Source organism: Dyadobacter sp. SG02 (genome assembly GCF_900109045.1).
Lineage (GTDB): Bacteria > Bacteroidota > Bacteroidia > Cytophagales > Spirosomataceae > Dyadobacter.
Window position 1 is genome coordinate 144,356 of sequence record NZ_FNYL01000010.1, and the last position, 14,733, is coordinate 159,088.

Annotated in this window: 14 protein-coding genes; 11 read left to right on the top strand and 3 right to left on the bottom strand. The window is 49.2% G+C overall.

Annotated elements, in window-relative coordinates; translation table 11 throughout:
• Positions 1-12 precede the first annotated feature (12 nt).
• The 3 genes from BMW93_RS22885 to BMW93_RS22895 are packed head-to-tail and all read left to right on the top strand — an operon-like array spanning position 13 to position 4,520.
• Positions 13-1,617, top strand: a complete 1,605-nt coding sequence (locus tag BMW93_RS22885) for a TonB family protein (protein ID WP_090381803.1) — start codon at positions 13-15, stop codon at positions 1,615-1,617.
• Between the two features lie 13 nt (positions 1,618-1,630).
• Positions 1,631-3,454, top strand: coding sequence for a TonB family protein (locus tag BMW93_RS22890; protein ID WP_090381805.1), 1,824 nt, complete (start codon positions 1,631-1,633; stop codon positions 3,452-3,454).
• 37 nt (positions 3,455-3,491) lie between these two features.
• On the top strand, positions 3,492-4,520 hold the full coding sequence (locus BMW93_RS22895) for a Gfo/Idh/MocA family protein (RefSeq protein WP_090381807.1): 1,029 nt from the start codon (positions 3,492-3,494) through the stop codon (positions 4,518-4,520).
• A gap of 79 nt (positions 4,521-4,599) precedes the next feature.
• On the opposite strand, the gene BMW93_RS22900 is transcribed toward BMW93_RS22895, so the two are convergent.
• The 3 genes from BMW93_RS22900 to BMW93_RS22910 all read right to left on the bottom strand — a co-directional run bounded on the left by BMW93_RS22900 (position 4,600) and on the right by BMW93_RS22910 (position 6,474).
• Positions 4,600-4,992, bottom strand: a complete 393-nt coding sequence (locus BMW93_RS22900; protein WP_090381810.1) for a biopolymer transporter ExbD — start codon at positions 4,990-4,992, stop codon at positions 4,600-4,602.
• Between the two features lie 57 nt (positions 4,993-5,049).
• Positions 5,050-5,730 (bottom strand): MotA/TolQ/ExbB proton channel family protein, encoded by a 681-nt coding sequence (locus tag BMW93_RS22905; RefSeq protein WP_019944977.1) that lies wholly within the window; start codon positions 5,728-5,730, stop codon positions 5,050-5,052.
• A 120-nt stretch (positions 5,731-5,850) separates the two neighbouring features.
• A complete protein-coding gene (locus BMW93_RS22910) occupies positions 5,851-6,474 on the bottom strand; it encodes a Uma2 family endonuclease (RefSeq protein WP_229240709.1) in 624 nt (207 codons plus the stop codon).
• 134 nt (positions 6,475-6,608) lie between these two features.
• Between BMW93_RS22910 and BMW93_RS22915 the strand changes: the two genes are divergently transcribed.
• The 8 genes from BMW93_RS22915 (at position 6,609) to BMW93_RS22950 (ending at position 14,651) form a co-directional block, all read left to right on the top strand.
• The gene (locus BMW93_RS22915; protein ID WP_090381814.1) at positions 6,609-7,091 is read left to right on the top strand and encodes a hypothetical protein; all 483 of its coding nucleotides are present in this window, start codon (positions 6,609-6,611) and stop codon (positions 7,089-7,091) included.
• Positions 7,088-7,753 (top strand): hypothetical protein, encoded by a 666-nt coding sequence (locus BMW93_RS22920; protein WP_090381817.1) that lies wholly within the window; start codon positions 7,088-7,090, stop codon positions 7,751-7,753. The genes BMW93_RS22915 and BMW93_RS22920 overlap by 4 nt, the downstream gene beginning before the upstream one ends.
• A 53-nt stretch (positions 7,754-7,806) precedes the next feature.
• The gene (locus tag BMW93_RS22925; protein ID WP_229240711.1) at positions 7,807-8,247 is read left to right on the top strand and encodes a hypothetical protein; all 441 of its coding nucleotides are present in this window, start codon (positions 7,807-7,809) and stop codon (positions 8,245-8,247) included.
• 121 nt (positions 8,248-8,368) lie between these two features.
• Positions 8,369-9,199, top strand: a complete 831-nt coding sequence (locus BMW93_RS22930; RefSeq protein ID WP_229240713.1) for an MbnP family protein — start codon at positions 8,369-8,371, stop codon at positions 9,197-9,199.
• A 10-nt stretch (positions 9,200-9,209) separates the two neighbouring features.
• Positions 9,210-10,343 (top strand): cytochrome-c peroxidase, encoded by a 1,134-nt coding sequence (locus BMW93_RS22935; RefSeq protein ID WP_090381821.1) that lies wholly within the window; start codon positions 9,210-9,212, stop codon positions 10,341-10,343.
• Positions 10,343-10,720: a hypothetical protein gene (locus BMW93_RS22940; RefSeq protein WP_090381824.1), complete on the top strand. Its 378-nt coding sequence runs from the start codon at positions 10,343-10,345 to the stop codon at positions 10,718-10,720. The genes BMW93_RS22935 and BMW93_RS22940 overlap by 1 nt, the downstream gene beginning before the upstream one ends.
• A 43-nt stretch (positions 10,721-10,763) precedes the next feature.
• Positions 10,764-13,109: a TonB-dependent receptor gene (locus tag BMW93_RS22945; protein WP_090381826.1), complete on the top strand. Its 2,346-nt coding sequence runs from the start codon at positions 10,764-10,766 to the stop codon at positions 13,107-13,109.
• A gap of 6 nt (positions 13,110-13,115) precedes the next feature.
• On the top strand, positions 13,116-14,651 hold the full coding sequence (locus BMW93_RS22950; RefSeq protein ID WP_090381829.1) for a PepSY-associated TM helix domain-containing protein: 1,536 nt from the start codon (positions 13,116-13,118) through the stop codon (positions 14,649-14,651).
• Positions 14,652-14,733 lie beyond the last annotated feature (82 nt).

The window sequence follows — 14,733 nt, forward strand, 5'->3', positions numbered from 1 at the left end:
CGTCTGTTAGCCATGGAAATTTTCATATACATCGGCAAGGTGAGCCTTTACTGGGTATTGTTGTACGCCTGTTACTGGTTGATGCTTCGGAAGCATACGTTCTTCCTCTGGAACCGCTGGTACCTGCTAGGTTCCCTGCTTGTTGCTTTCGCACTACCCGAGATCATTTATCCTGCTTCCGCACCCGAACTGCCCGTGATATACGAGGTGAATGCCTCGGCATTCTCGGTGATAAGCAAAGCGCCGGAAAAGCCGGAAGCCTGGACATGGATGGAAATCCTGACATTGATCTACACTGCGGGACTTTTCGTGGCAGCCACCGTGCTAGCCCGGAACATTGCACAACTGGTGAAATACCTCCGCTCGGGCGAGGTCATCGAACTGGAAGACTGCTCCGTGATCCTGATTGACTCCAACCAGGTGGGCTCCTTTTCATTCCTGAAATGGATCGTCATCAACCGCAACGATTATGAATACCACTTCGACGCCATCTTGCGGCACGAAATGGTGCATACCCAGCAGCGGCATAGTGTGGACATTCTTTTGATTGAAATTATACGGACCATTTTCTGGTTCAACCCGGTGCTGCTGTTGTACAAGCGGTCGCTGCAAGAAATTCACGAGTACCTGGCCGATGCGCAAGCCCCGAATCGTGAATATTATGCTCAATTCCTCGTCGCATATGCGCTCAATGCGCCTGTTGCGTCGCTGACCAACCACTTTTTTAAACCATCTCAGTTAAAAAACCGTATTCAGATGATCTATAAAAACCGGACGTCCAAATGGATGCTAGGTACCTACGTGGTTGCCGCAACACTGATCGGAACCAGCGCATTGTTCGTCGCCGGCTGCGAAAATCAGGTTTCAAAGGAAAATAATGCGGTGCAAACCGATCCACAGACCGCCGATAATGCACGCATTTTCTCCGAAGTAGAAGTACAGCCCGAGTTCCCTGGCGGAAACGCGGAAATGTTCAAGTTTCTGGGCCGAAACATCAAATATCCCAGAAAAGCTTCCGACGCCAATACGCAAGGAAAGGTTTTCGTAAGCTTCGTGGTAACTTCTTCTGGTGAAATTGAAGATGTGGAGGTACCGAAAGGCATCGGCAATGGTTGTGACGAAGAAGCATCCCGTGTAGTTTCCAAATTCCCCAAATGGACGCCTGGTAAGCAGAACGGCAAAGCTGTCAGTGTGAAATATACCGTTCCGATCAATTTCATGATTGCGGAAGTGGGTGAAAACACAGCTGTCGACCCCAAGAAGGCGAAAGAGACCACGGTTGTCAATTTCAAACCTGTATCAAAACCAATTTCACAAAAAAGCATTGAAGCAGCTCCGCTGGTCGGGGAAACTTTCGAAGCCAAAGCCATAAGCAATGTCGAGCAACCGACTCCATCTGACACCAAAGTTACGATAAGAGGCACAGCAGGGCCATTCACAGTCGGTACCGAGCCGCTTTATATCCTCGACGGCGAAGAGTTGGAACCTACGATATTTAAAACAATCGATCCCAACACGATTTCAAGCATTAATGTCCTGAAAGGCGAAACCGCGACCAAAATTTATGGTTCAAAAGGCGTGAATGGTGTTGTCGTGATCAACTCGAAAAGCAAATAGAACGCTGCCTAGCATGGAAACGCTCCTCTATCTCGCAAAAGTCAATGCATACTGGCTGCTGTTTTATGCTTGCTATTGGCTTTTGCTTCGAAAGCATACTTTCTTTCACTGGAACCGCTTTTACCTGCTGGGCACGTTGCTGATCGCATTTGCATTGCCGGCGGTCCATTTCGCAGAGCCGGTCACGACCATTTACGTGCCGGAAACCGTCTACGAGAAAGCCTCCATTTCCGTGGAAGTGATCGCGGACCAAACACCGGAAACAGGCATTAGTATCTGGCTCGTCGCTACGGCGTTGTATGCAGCCATTTCGTTGGTTCTAACCTGGAAATTTGTTTCGGGTGTTTTCAGGCTCTGCATACTGGCCCGCCGGAGTGAAAAGATCGATATGGGGGATTACTCACTACTGATGCTGCCTGAAAACATCGTTAGCCGGGCAGGAAGCTCATTTTCATTCTTCCGCTGGTTGTTTTTAAGCCCTCATGACTATCACCACAATCCCGACGCGGTTATCCGGCATGAGTACGAGCATATCAGACAACGGCACACAGTCGATGTCCTATTGATTGAACTCCTGAAAATATGTTTCTGGATTAACCCTGCCGTATGGTTGTACAAGCGTTCCATTGAAACCGTCCATGAATACCTGGCCGATCAGCCCGCGCCGAATCGGAACGAATATGCTTCATTCCTCGTCGCATACGCCATGCGCAGCCCGGACATTACCATCGCGAATCACTTTTTCAATTCATCATTGCTAAAAAGCCGGATCAAAATGATTTACAAGAAACGTAGTTCACAGTGGTTGCTGACTAAATATCTGATGATCCTACCGGTTGTCGCGTGCTCGGTTGCCATCTCAGCTTCCCGGTCGCCGTTGCAGGCGATAGATCAACTCAAAGGGGAGGTCGAAAAGGCCATACGTGTAAGAGGTCTCATTATCGACGAGATCGATGGACCTGTCGAGGATGCAACCATTATCGTAGCGGGAACGACCCGTGGCACAACCACTGATCGCAATGGCCGGTTTGAACTACATGATGTACCAGCCAATTCCAGGCTCGTGATCACGCACGTTGCGTACGACACACAGGAATTTGAGCTGACAAACAACAATCAGGAGCTTGGACTGATCATTAAAAAAGCGGAGAACAAAATTACAGGACCGGTAATCGTGGGTCGGCCCATAGCCGATGACAATGCTGTTGCTCCCGTTTCAATTCCTTCCCCTACCAATGAAGATTTGAAAATAGCAGAGCAACGGCCCTCATTTCCAGGTGGTAACGAGGCTCTGATGCAATACCTGCTCCAAAACCTGCAATACCCGGAAACGGCGCGCAAAATAAATCTGGAAGCGATCGCACTGGTGTCTTTTACAGTGGATAAAAACGGCGATATCCGGGATGCCAGAAGTCTGAAAAACATTGGTTATGGTATAGATAAGGAAGCGCTGCGGGTGGTGAACGAAATGCCGAAGTGGAATCCCGCGGTGCAGAACGGGAAGCCGGTGGAAATGACGTATACTCTGGAAGTCAATTTTAAACTGGACAAGGATAATCAGGAGAAACGGCAGGGGTTTCTGAATTTCAATTCCAGTGGATTCTCGACTGTTCCGACGATGGATGAAATTGGCTCGTTTCTGAATGGGACGCTGGACCTGTCGGCTTCCGGAAAAGCACCTGATATCGCGTATGGAGGTTCATGGAATTTGCTCAAGAGAAGAAAATCCGAAGGCAATACAGAGGAACAAAACGGCAACCACCGTTATATTATGAATTATGGTCTCACTTCCCGCGTGTATGCGACGCCGTCCTGGAAGTATCTCAAAGAAAAATAACGGATATTTGAAAGAATAAACACAACCTATTCTTTCCATGTCAGTACTCAAAGCCGCGATCATCGGCGGCGGGCATATTGCCGACCAGAACCATCTCCCGGCATTAGCCAAACTTTCCGATCGCGTCAAAGCCATTTCGATATGCAGCCGCGACATTCACAAAGCCCAGGCGCTGGCCGACAAGCACAGTGTGCCGTTTGCATACGACAGTCCCGACGATATGTACCGAAGCGAAGGCAAGCCGGACATTGTGATCAACTGCACGGCCAACAACCTGCATTACCCGTTCACGATGCAGGCGCTGGAACAGGGCTGTCACGTATTTTGCGAAAAACCGCCTGCTATGCATGCACATGAGGCACGCGAAATGGCTGATCTCGCCCAAAAGAAAGGGTTAACCCTGGCTTACAATTTCCAGCGTCGCCATGCACCGGAATACGCGACGCTGAAAAACTATCATGCGCTCGGCAACCTGGGCGACATTTACCACATCAAAGCCAATTACCTGCGCCGCCGTGGTATTCCCGGCTGGGGCAATTTCACCAATAAAAGCATTCAGGGAGGTGGTGCGCTGATCGACCTCGGTGTCCATATCCTCGACCTGGCATTAGGATTGACGGGCTATCAGCAGCCGACACGCATTGTGGCCAATACGTATGATTTTATCGGTAAAACAGGTGGAAAAGGCTTGAAGGGAGCCTGGAATCCCGCCACTTTCGAAGTCGAAGATGCCTGTTTCGCACATTTGTCGTTTCCGGGTAATGTGAGCATCGCATTATCCACGTCATTTGCATTGAATATGGATCAGGAGGAAACGATCAATCTGGAAGTATTTGGCACAAAAGGCGGGGCCAAATTATTCCCGTTGTCGGTACACACGGAAATCGCGGGCGAGCTGGCCGATATCCATTTCCCGCATTTGGGCGATGTCGACTTTCAATTAAAAAACACAACCGCATTCCTGGACCTCTGCGAAGGTAAGTCAGCCAATATCTGTGATGGCGAGCAAGGCGCGGTCCTGCAATCCATCGTAGAGCAGATCTACCAAAGCGCAGCCAACCATTAGAAACAGAAAAAGGGTTTGAAGATCAAAAACCTTCAAACCCTTCCCTTTCTTCTTACTCCCTCCTCCTTTCTCCATAATTTTATTTAGCCGTAGCCATCACCATTTTAATATCATTCTTGGCCCCGATTTCAAGTACATCCACGAGGTCCTGAACGGCAAGATTCTTATCTACGCGTAAAACGACGGTACGCTCTTCCACACCGGCGAAAATACTTTGCAATTGCGTTTCCAGATTATCGAATGGAACAGGCTCTTTATCAATAAAATAAGCCTTCTTATCATCAACCGACAGGGTAATCTGTTTTTTGTACATCTGCTGCGTAGCCGACGCCTTGGGCAGCATCAGTTTGATCACGTTCGGATTGGACATCGTGGAGATGATCAAAAAGAACAGCAGCAGGAAGAACATGATATCGTTGAGCGAGTGCGTGAACACCTCCGGCGCAAACCGGCTCTTCCGACGTATTTTCATATATTTTATGAGGTTTTAAATCGCCCAGCTTTCAAAAAACGGCGCGATCATAAATAGCTATTTTGCGGCAACAGGCTTTGACAGCACATCCAGAAAATCGGACGCGGCCATTTGCAGGCGCAATGCGAAACGGTCGATTTTCATGTTCAGCAAGTGGTAACCCGCGTAGGCGATCAGACCGATGATCAGACCGGAACCGGACGTGATCATTTTTTCATACATACCACCGGCGATGGTACTGATGTTGAAGTCGTTGGAGATCGAAATGTCGTAGAAAATACGGATAATACCGGAAATCGTACCCACGAACCCGAGCATGGGCGCGATACCTGCGATCACCCCGAGGTATGGCAGGTTACCTTCCATACGCTGGATCTCGATCTGGCTGGCGTTTTCGATCGTCGTTTCAATGTCTTTGATCGGGTAACCAATGCGACCGATCGCTCTTTCCAGAATGCGGCCTGCGGCATTACGCTGGTTTCTGCAAAGTGACTCTGCCGATTTCAGGTTTCCTTGCTGAATAAAATCCTTCACGTTATCTACAAATTGCGGTTCGATCTTGCCATTGGCGCCGATACCGAGGAAACGTTCGATAATGAGGAACAATGTGGCCAGGAACAACAACCCGAGCGGCAACATTACCCACCCCCCTTTGGCGAGCAAATCGATTACAGAAAGGCCCTGCTCAGCGACGGGTGCAGCCGCAGTAGAGTCAGTAAGTGCTTGCAGAAGCATCATATCAGAAATAAAAAGTGAATGGTTAAGCGAATGAAACAGAGGTCGATTCTATTCAAAAACAATTTTGATCTTAAACGGAGCAAAATGCCCCTTATTGTTTAAAGGGCAAATATAGGAAAATTACTCTTTGGGCGGCGGCAGGAGACTGCTTACATTCTCGGTACCGTCATAAAGATCGGCCATTTGCAGCGTAGCGCCTATTGTTTGAATGGTAATTGATTCGGCTAGGGAGAATGCGTCATCGGCCAGAATCCACTGATTATCGGCCATCCGGCGGAAGACCTGCGCGTAGGGTTTGCGCGAATCTATCGTCACATATTCCTGCAAGGTTTCAATGTCACGGTACAATTTAAATTTCGGACCGCAGTCGTACTCGCAGGTAGACGGCGAAAGTATTTCAATGACCACCGATGGGTTGACGATTGTGATACGATCCAGCATTCCGTATCTATTTGAGCCACAAACAACTAAAATATCGGGATAAAAATATGAACAAATTGAAGGGACAAAAACACGTTGCGTACTTGAAAAGCTTTTGCAGACAATGCTTTTTTTGAGAATCATTCCAAGTTCTCCGATCACATGCTCCTTGACTATATTGTGATCCGGCCCTTCTGCATCTTTCGGGATGAGCATTCCCTCCAAAAATTCGCTTCGCTCTAATGCATCTTTTTCAAGCCGGAGATATTCCTCTTCTGAGTACATGGGCGGTTGTGGAAGTGCTAATGCGTGCGCTGCTGACATAGTGTGTTTTTTCTCAAATATACCTTTATTAACCCGAATCCAATGCGCTCTAAAACAGCGATTATCCTGCGGCGGCAACGATCTTTGATGAGAATGTGTCTCACCGGTTATCTAAAACCTCCCGGACCGTATTGATGAAACATCTTCTACCCATTATCCTCATTTTATCAGGAATCTTTGCCCAAAGCTGCATTGACTGCGGCCCGCAAGCGGAGCTGTCGGCGCGGATCTATTTTACAGGCGACTCGCTGAAATTAGATTCGGTTTACGCCTTAAATGCGGTGAGCCAGGAGGCCATCAGGCTGCAAACGGATAATTTCACACCGCAACACTATTATTCCATTTCGCTGCCTATTTCTCTCGTTTCCGACACCACCACTTACGTCTTCCGGTTCACCGAACGCATTGATACGCTATCCATTTACTACCAACGCATATTCCGATACAAAGGCGGGTGCGGATTCATAACCGATGCAAAAGAGCCTACTACACCCAGCCGATACTATTCTACTTTCGCCGAGACGGATATTCACTACGACACTTTCGTCAACACGGGTCTGCAACCCTGGATAAATGCGGAACCGGCTCCGGGGATGTCAATCTTCATCCGGCCATGAGAAGATTAGCTGTGCTTATTACGCTCATCCTGGCATCATTCACCACGCAAGCGCAGGACACACTTGCGAAACGGGCTTCCTACATTGGCCTCGACGTAATCAACAGCCTGCCTTCATTTATTTTTCCAGATAAATACTACATCCGCAATGCGCCGATCATAGAGCCCTACTACATGCGCGATTTGAAAAAGCCCGGCAGGCGGTTGTACTTCGGAGCGGGATTTGCCAGTGGGGACACGCATCAATATACCGATTTCAGTCCTTCGCAGGCATTCAAAGGCACTTATCTGCGCGCTGCGTATGAAGTAAGGCGAATGCGCAGCACGCGCAGGATTCTCTATGCGGGCTACGGCCCCGTCATTTCCATTGCAGGTTACCATGGGAAGTTCCATTTTAACGGCCCCACATTCGGTGATTACGAAGGCCGGTTTAAGGAAACGAATAATGTCGCTTTTGGAATTGAAGGCTATTTCGGATTCAATTTCAACCTGGCAAATAACTGGCTCCTGCGTTTGACCTTTCGGAATGTAATGGGTCGACGGACGGCCGCTGACACTTATGTCCAATATTTTCCGGGTTTTGGCTACACAATTGAGGGATTGAACAATCGCTTCCTGTACTCGGGCGGCTTGTCATTGCAAATCCACTATAAAATTCGTTAGCAGGGCGAAGACATTTCGATATTTCAGCTGTTTCTGGACATTCATCATTACCTTTGACCCGAAACACCATTTCCTCCCGTTTGTTCGTTTCTGATATTGTGAGAAATTCTGCGAAACAATGGATATCCCTCAGCCTGCTTGGCCTTATGCTGGTCAAAGTGTGGGTGATTCCTTTGTTGTACCTCGACTTTGAGATCAGAAGAGACTACATCATCAACAACCTCTGCGAAAACAAAAACCGGCCGCAAATGCATTGCGACGGTAAATGCTACCTCGCCAAACGCATTGCGTCGCTCGACGAACAGGAAAAACGCCAGGCGGAAAAGTCTTATATGTCAAGGCTGATCGATCAGGTGATGGACCGGCGGACAAGTTTCTCATTTAACCGGCAGCCTGTTTTGGTTGAAATCCTGCCCCAACCCCGGTTCTTCGTTCGCGAATTCTTCACACCCCGCGTCGCGGTGGACGATATTTTTCATCCCCCGCTCGTCTGATTTAGCATAAAATCACCCCGTTTGTAGTTCTAGCATTAGTTGGAACAGATTCTCTTTGCAATTTTGTCGGCTTAATACACGCCTCTCGAATGCGTGTAAACTATCATTTTTCAAAATATACATGATGAAAAGAACATTTTCATGGCTATTGGCATGGGCGTTTGCCTCGGGGGTGCTGATGGTTTCATGCGCTTTCCCTGATGAGGATGACGATACCGACCCGATTGAAACCGGTACCATCCAGCTGCAATTCGACAATATCGTCGGTGACAAGGATTTGCAACTCGATAGCACCAGATACATAAATGCCGCGGGTGAAGATTTTACGGTAAGCAAGCTCAACTACTACATTTCAAATATCAAACTCGTCAGAATGGACGGGAGCATATTCACGGTGCCGCAGGATTCGAGCTACTTTCTTATCCGCGAGGCGAACCAGGAATCGCAAAATCTGACGATCCGGAATGTGCTGACAGGCGAATATGCCGGCATTGAATTCGTGGTGGGCGTAGACAGTGTACGTAGTGTGATGGAGCCGGATTCGCCCGGGCGAAAGGGCATTCTGGATATATATTCAGGTCCTACCAACGAGGAAGCCATGTACTGGGACTGGAACCCGGGCTACATTTTCATGAAACTCGAAGGCTCTTCCGATTCATCTACCACAGCCAACGGCAAATACTATTACCACATCGGCTTTTTTGGAGGCAGGACGGAAAGGACGCTTAACAACCTCAGAACAGTAAAACTGACATTCCCCGGCCAGAAAGCGATCGTTACCACCAGCATTGTTTCCAAAGTGTTCATACAGGCCGATATCCAGAAAATTTTCAATAGCCCTAACCAGTTAAGCATCAAAAAGAGCTCTTCGCTGATGTTTACCGACTCTACAAAGTATGTCGCCGACAACTACGCCGGGATGTTCCATGTGAAGGAAATTAAAATGCAATAACGCGTCGCAAATGAGGAAGGTTAAAGACATATTGGCCATTACGGCGGCACTGCTGGCGTTGTCGGTTTCTTGCAGCAAGAAAACCGACAATCCCGAGCCGGTTCCGCCGTCGGACAATAAGCCGACGCCCCTGGAATGGACAAAACCTTCGTATTTCCCCGACCCGGTTTATGATTTATCCAAAAATCCGTTGACCGTCGAAGGCGTCGAGCTGGGGAAATTCCTCTTTTACGACGGCATTCTTTCGCGGACGGACAATATCGGTTGCGGTACTTGCCATCAGCAGCAGGCCGCATTCACCCATCATGGCCACGACCTCAGCCACGGTGTGGATGACAAGATCGGCACCCGAAATGCGCCGTCGGTGCAGAATATGGCCTGGAACACTTCTTTCTTTTGGGATGGCGGTGTACATGACATGGACATGGTGCCGCCGGTACCCATTCAGAATAAGGTAGAAATGGACGAGCGGGTCGGTAATGTGATTGAAAAGTTGAAGAAAACACCGGTAGCAGGTGCGGCCAAGCAGGTGGATTATCCTAAAATGTTCAAAGCGGCGTTCGGTAGCGATAGCATTACGGCCGACCGCATGATGCAGGCGCTGTCGCAGTTTATGATGACGATGGTTTCGGCTACTTCACGGTACGATTACTTTCTGAGGGGCGATGCCTCCGCATTAACGACGCAGGAAAAGGATGGTTTATCCATTTTTAAACAAAAATGCGCTTCCTGCCACGCAGGCGAGCTTTTTACGGATCAGAAATTCAGAAATAACGGCATTGCGCCCAATCGCATCAACGACCAGGGCAGGTATGACATTACGCTGAATGCTGACGACCGGCTAAAATTCAAGGTACCGAGCCTGCGCAATGTAGGCCTGACCGCACCTTACATGCACGATGGCCGTTTCACGACTTTGGAACAGGTGCTCGACCATTACGCCAACGACAAGCCGGGCAGTAAGGACAGCATCTACGTATCACCGACCCTCGACCCGCTCCTGAATGTAGCCGGTCAAAAACGTGGTATCAGCCTGACGGCGGCAGAGAAGCAATCGATCATTGCATTTCTGAAAACATTGAATGACGACGATTTTATCAAAGACAAACGTTTTTCCGATCCCGGCATAGGGACCTCTTTTTAATGCGCTCATTTATAGCATACATATTGCTCGCAGCTATTATGCTACCCACGCTCAGCCCGTGGGGAACGATCGCGTATTTTAAACTGAACCGGGAATACATTACCAGGGTACTTTGTGAAAACCGCAAACGGCCCGAGCTGCATTGCGATGGAAAATGTTACCTGGCCAAAAAACTCAAACAGCAGCAGGACAAACAGGATAAGGAGACTTCCGAAAAAGTCCACAACACTCCTGTAATCCAGCTTTTTACACCACAACCTTACTTTTACGATTTTGAACCGGCTGTGAAAGCATTCCGTGAGCCGGTTCGCTTCTTCCACCAATTGCTTTTCTACACCGCGCCAGTCGCCCAATTACTGCGCCCGCCCAGGAGATAAATTCGCGATACCTAACTGAATTTCAATCCCTTAAAGCATTATAATGAACCTGAAAATATTTTTACAGGCACTATTCCTGTATGTGGGCGCGCACGCGGCTGTCGCGCAGGGCATCGAAGGCAATGTATTCGATACCCAAACCAAAGAGCCCATTCCGGGGGCGACGGTGCAGATCCTGTCCGCCAATATCGGTACTACAACCGACAATAACGGCCATTTTGCATTCAGCAGTCCGGTTTCTAATGCGGTACTCCGCATTTCCAGCATCGGTTTTTCAGCCAGGGAAGTCCAGGTTGAAAACATCAAAAGCATCAAGATCGGATTGGATGCGGCTACGGAAAACCTGCAATCGGTAGTGGTAACCGGAAACCGCGAGGCCACATTGCGTACCGAAAGCCCGATCGCGATTTCCAAACTGACTCCACGGATGATCGACGAGGCCAAACCGACGGCCATGTACGAGATCGTGAACAAGGTACCGGGTGTGATGATGGTGAACCTCGGCAACGAGCAGCATTCGATGGCGATCCGCCAGCCGTTTACGACCAACGCGTATTTCCTGTATATGGAAGACGGCGTGCCGGTCCGCCCGATGGGCGTTTTCAACCATAACTCCATTCTGGAATTCAACCAGTTTGCGATTAGCTCGGTGGAAGTGGTGAAAGGCCCGGTTTCTTCGATTTACGGCCCGGAAGCGGTCGGCGGCGCGATCAACTTTATCACGCAGCGTCCTACGATATTGCCAACTGCCAAAATCGGCGTGCAGGCAGACCAGTGGGGTTACAAACGCATTCAGTATGGTGCGGGCGGCATGATCGGAAAATTCGGCGTGTACGTAGGCGGGTTCGTCGCCAACCAGCGCGATGCGTGGATGAAAAGCACGGATTATGACAAGAATGCTATTAATGCAAGATTGGAATACCACTTCACACCCTCGACGCGCCTCATTTACACGCTCGCTTACAGCAAATACGATTCGCAAACCAGCGGCAGCGTAGACAGTCTTGCATTCTACTCCCGTCAATATGTGAGTACAACCGATTTTACCTACCGTAAAGTGAACTCGCTGCGCAGTCGGCTTACCCTTGAAAAAGATTGGAAAAACGGCTCCCAGACATTTGTAACCGCATTTGCCAGAAAAAACGAGCATGGCCAGAACCCGAACTACGGTATACGCTGGACGTCGGGGCAGACGACCGCGAAAGGGGAAATCAATTCGAGTGATTTCAAAAGTCTGGGAATACTTGCGCAGCACAGCCAGCGGTTCAGTTTTCTGAATTCCAAACTGATTACCGGCGCCGTTTTCGACTTCTCGCCATCGGATTACTGGTCGTATCAGGTCGATCTGGCGGCTCAGCTCCGTCCCGACGGGAAATCGGTGGAAAAATACACCATCGTAAAAGAGCGCCCGGACATCAGAAATGCCGATTACGACGCCGATATCAAGAACACGGCCGCTTACACGCAATATGACTTCGAGCTGTTGCCGAAACTCCGCGTGTCGGCGGGCTTGCGTTACGACCGGATGTCGTTTACCTACACCAACTTCCTCGACAATACCACGGGCAGTAAATCGTACAGCAAAGTGACCCCGAAAATTGGCGCTACTTATGATTTGGGTAAAGGAAAAGGGATTTATGCCAACTATTCGAGAGGTTTCTCACCTCCGGGGCTGACCTCGGTCTTCCGCAAACGCACAGTACCGGCGGAAAACGGCGATTTGTTTTACTACAATCTGAAACCGGCGGAGTTCAACAATGCGGAAATCGGCGGCTGGGCATCGCTGCTCGACAACAAGATTTACGTCGATCTCGCATTCTACCAAATGAATGGACGGAACGAACTTTTGAATGTGCGGTTACCGGACAACTCCTACGATTATCAATCGGCGGGAAAGACCTTGCACCGCGGCGCGGAATTCGGCGTGACTTACAAGCCTACTAAGGAGTTTTTCTTCCGTTTTGGCGGTACTACGGCCATTCACCGGTATGAGGAATTCATTCTGAGCAACCGCGAGTCGGATGCTGTCAAGAATGTGAATGGCAAGGATATGCCTTCGTCGCCGCACTGGCTGTGGAACACAGAGTTCAGCTATTATCCCAAATGGCTTAAAAACTTCCGGTCGTCGGTAGAATGGCAGCACGTGGCTTCCTACTATCAAAATCAGGTCAACACCGTCCGATACGAAGGTTACGACATCCTGAACATGCGATTGGGCTACAACTGGAAAGGCATCGAATTGTTCACGAACGTGCTCAACCTCACCGACGTGTTGTACGCTACCAATGCGACGCGCGGCAATAACGCTACCGACCGCACGACTTACAATGCAGCGGCGCCAAGGACATTCGTTTTCGGTGTGCAATACACCTTCACCGGCAAAAAGTAGCGGATTATGATCGAGGAAATTGCTATTCAACCAAAGGAGTCGTTCAAGGCAAGGGCTGAAAAAACGATCCGCCGGAACATTTACCGCTGGCACCGCATTTTGGGGCTGCTCGCGATTGTTCCTACCATTTTCTGGACCGCCTCGGGCGTCATGCACCCGTTCATGTCGCATTGGTTCAAAACAACCATTGCCCACGAGTTTTACAAAGCCGAGCCAGTGGCGCCGGGCGACGTTGCATTACAACCCGGACAAGTTTTCACCCAAAATAAAATCACCGAATTCAAGAACTTCCGGTTGATCAAGTTTGAAGGAAAAGCTTGGTACCAGGTAAAAGGCGTCAACGATAAGTTGAGGTATTTCAATACTTCAACAGGAGCCGAACTGCCCGACGGCGACCGGAAATATGCCGAACATATGGCCCGCTACATGCTTGGCGAACCGAAATCGAAGCTCATTTCCAGCACATTACTGACCGAATTCACGGATCAGTACAAATATGTGAACCGGTTTTTGCCGGTCTGGAAAGTCAGTTTCGACGACGACCGGAAGATGGATATTTATGTCGAAACAGGCCAGAGCCGCTTCGCTACCTTCAACGACAAGGGACGTAAAGCGTTCATCTGGATATTCGGTACGTTCCATAACTGGGGTTTTATGGATATGATCACCAACAATACGATCCGCATTGCGGTCATGGTGACATTCCTGAGCCTCATTATTCTTTCCGCAGTCGCCGGAATTTTGGTTTACGGGTTAATGTGGAAAAAGTTTAAAACCGCACGTTCGGGCAATCAGCGGGGCATTTTGCGTAAATACCACCGCTCGATCGGCATCTGGTGCAGCCTTTTCACATTTACATTTGCATTCTCGGGTGCCTATCACGCGGTGCAAAAACTCGATCCCGACCAGCGCCTGAAATATGTTTACGATCCGGTGATCAAAACCCGGGAAATCGCCCAGGCATCGATGATCGACCTCAAAGGCGTTACCAATATTGGGTTAATCAAATGGGGCGAAAACATATTCTGGCAAACTGTACGGAAAGACTGGGAAACCGACAAAACGGTGATCGACTACACCAACATCCGAGACGGCAAAAAGCTGGACGACGGCAACATCCGTTTCGCGAAATACCTCGCGCGCAAGTTCGCCGCGCAGGAAGAACGCAATGCCGAAAGCTGCTGTGATCTGATGGAAGCGCAGATTTCATCGCCCATTTCGGATGCGGAAGTTGAAAAAGCGTCTTTGGTGACGAGTTTCGCCGGTGAATATGGTTTTGTGAATAAAAGGCTGCCGGTCGTAAAACTGGCCTACGATACGCCCGATCACACCACCTATTACATCGAAACCACCACCAGTCGCCTCTCGACCAAAGTGGAAGACCGCAACCGCCGCGAGGGTTTCAGCTTCGCATTCCTGCACAAATACAGCGGCCTGGATTTCCTGGGCAAGAATGCGCGTGACGCCGTCATGACCGCCGCCGCGGCGAGTGTTTTGATTGTAAGCGTACTGGGGTTGCTGGTGTTTTTGAAGATTAAATAAATGGTCCGCCTTTCACGAACTAAGCTATTAAACCTTCATTAAAACCAAGGATTTTTGCGATTCGCGTTGTTTCTTTGCAGGA

Excerpts from the sequence above, each read along its gene's own strand:
- BMW93_RS22885 (WP_090381803.1), top strand. The coding sequence starts at position 13 with ATGGAAATTTTCATATACATCGGCAAGGTGAGCCTTTACTGGGTATTG.
- BMW93_RS22935 (WP_090381821.1), top strand. The coding sequence starts at position 9,210 with ATGAGGAAGGTTAAAGACATATTGGCCATTACGGCGGCACTGCTGGCG.
- BMW93_RS22900 (WP_090381810.1), bottom strand. The coding sequence starts at position 4,992 with ATGAAAATACGTCGGAAGAGCCGGTTTGCGCCGGAGGTGTTCACGCAC.
- BMW93_RS22910 (WP_229240709.1), bottom strand. The coding sequence starts at position 6,474 with ATGTCAGCAGCGCACGCATTAGCACTTCCACAACCGCCCATGTACTCA.
- BMW93_RS22930 (WP_229240713.1), top strand. The coding sequence starts at position 8,369 with ATGATGAAAAGAACATTTTCATGGCTATTGGCATGGGCGTTTGCCTCG.
- BMW93_RS22890 (WP_090381805.1), top strand. The coding sequence starts at position 1,631 with ATGGAAACGCTCCTCTATCTCGCAAAAGTCAATGCATACTGGCTGCTG.
- BMW93_RS22950 (WP_090381829.1), top strand. The coding sequence starts at position 13,116 with ATGATCGAGGAAATTGCTATTCAACCAAAGGAGTCGTTCAAGGCAAGG.
- BMW93_RS22945 (WP_090381826.1), top strand. The coding sequence starts at position 10,764 with ATGAACCTGAAAATATTTTTACAGGCACTATTCCTGTATGTGGGCGCG.
- BMW93_RS22940 (WP_090381824.1), top strand. The coding sequence starts at position 10,343 with ATGCGCTCATTTATAGCATACATATTGCTCGCAGCTATTATGCTACCC.
- BMW93_RS22915 (WP_090381814.1), top strand. The coding sequence starts at position 6,609 with ATGAAACATCTTCTACCCATTATCCTCATTTTATCAGGAATCTTTGCC.
- BMW93_RS22905 (WP_019944977.1), bottom strand. The coding sequence starts at position 5,730 with ATGATGCTTCTGCAAGCACTTACTGACTCTACTGCGGCTGCACCCGTC.
- BMW93_RS22920 (WP_090381817.1), top strand. The coding sequence starts at position 7,088 with ATGAGAAGATTAGCTGTGCTTATTACGCTCATCCTGGCATCATTCACC.
- BMW93_RS22895 (WP_090381807.1), top strand. The coding sequence starts at position 3,492 with ATGTCAGTACTCAAAGCCGCGATCATCGGCGGCGGGCATATTGCCGAC.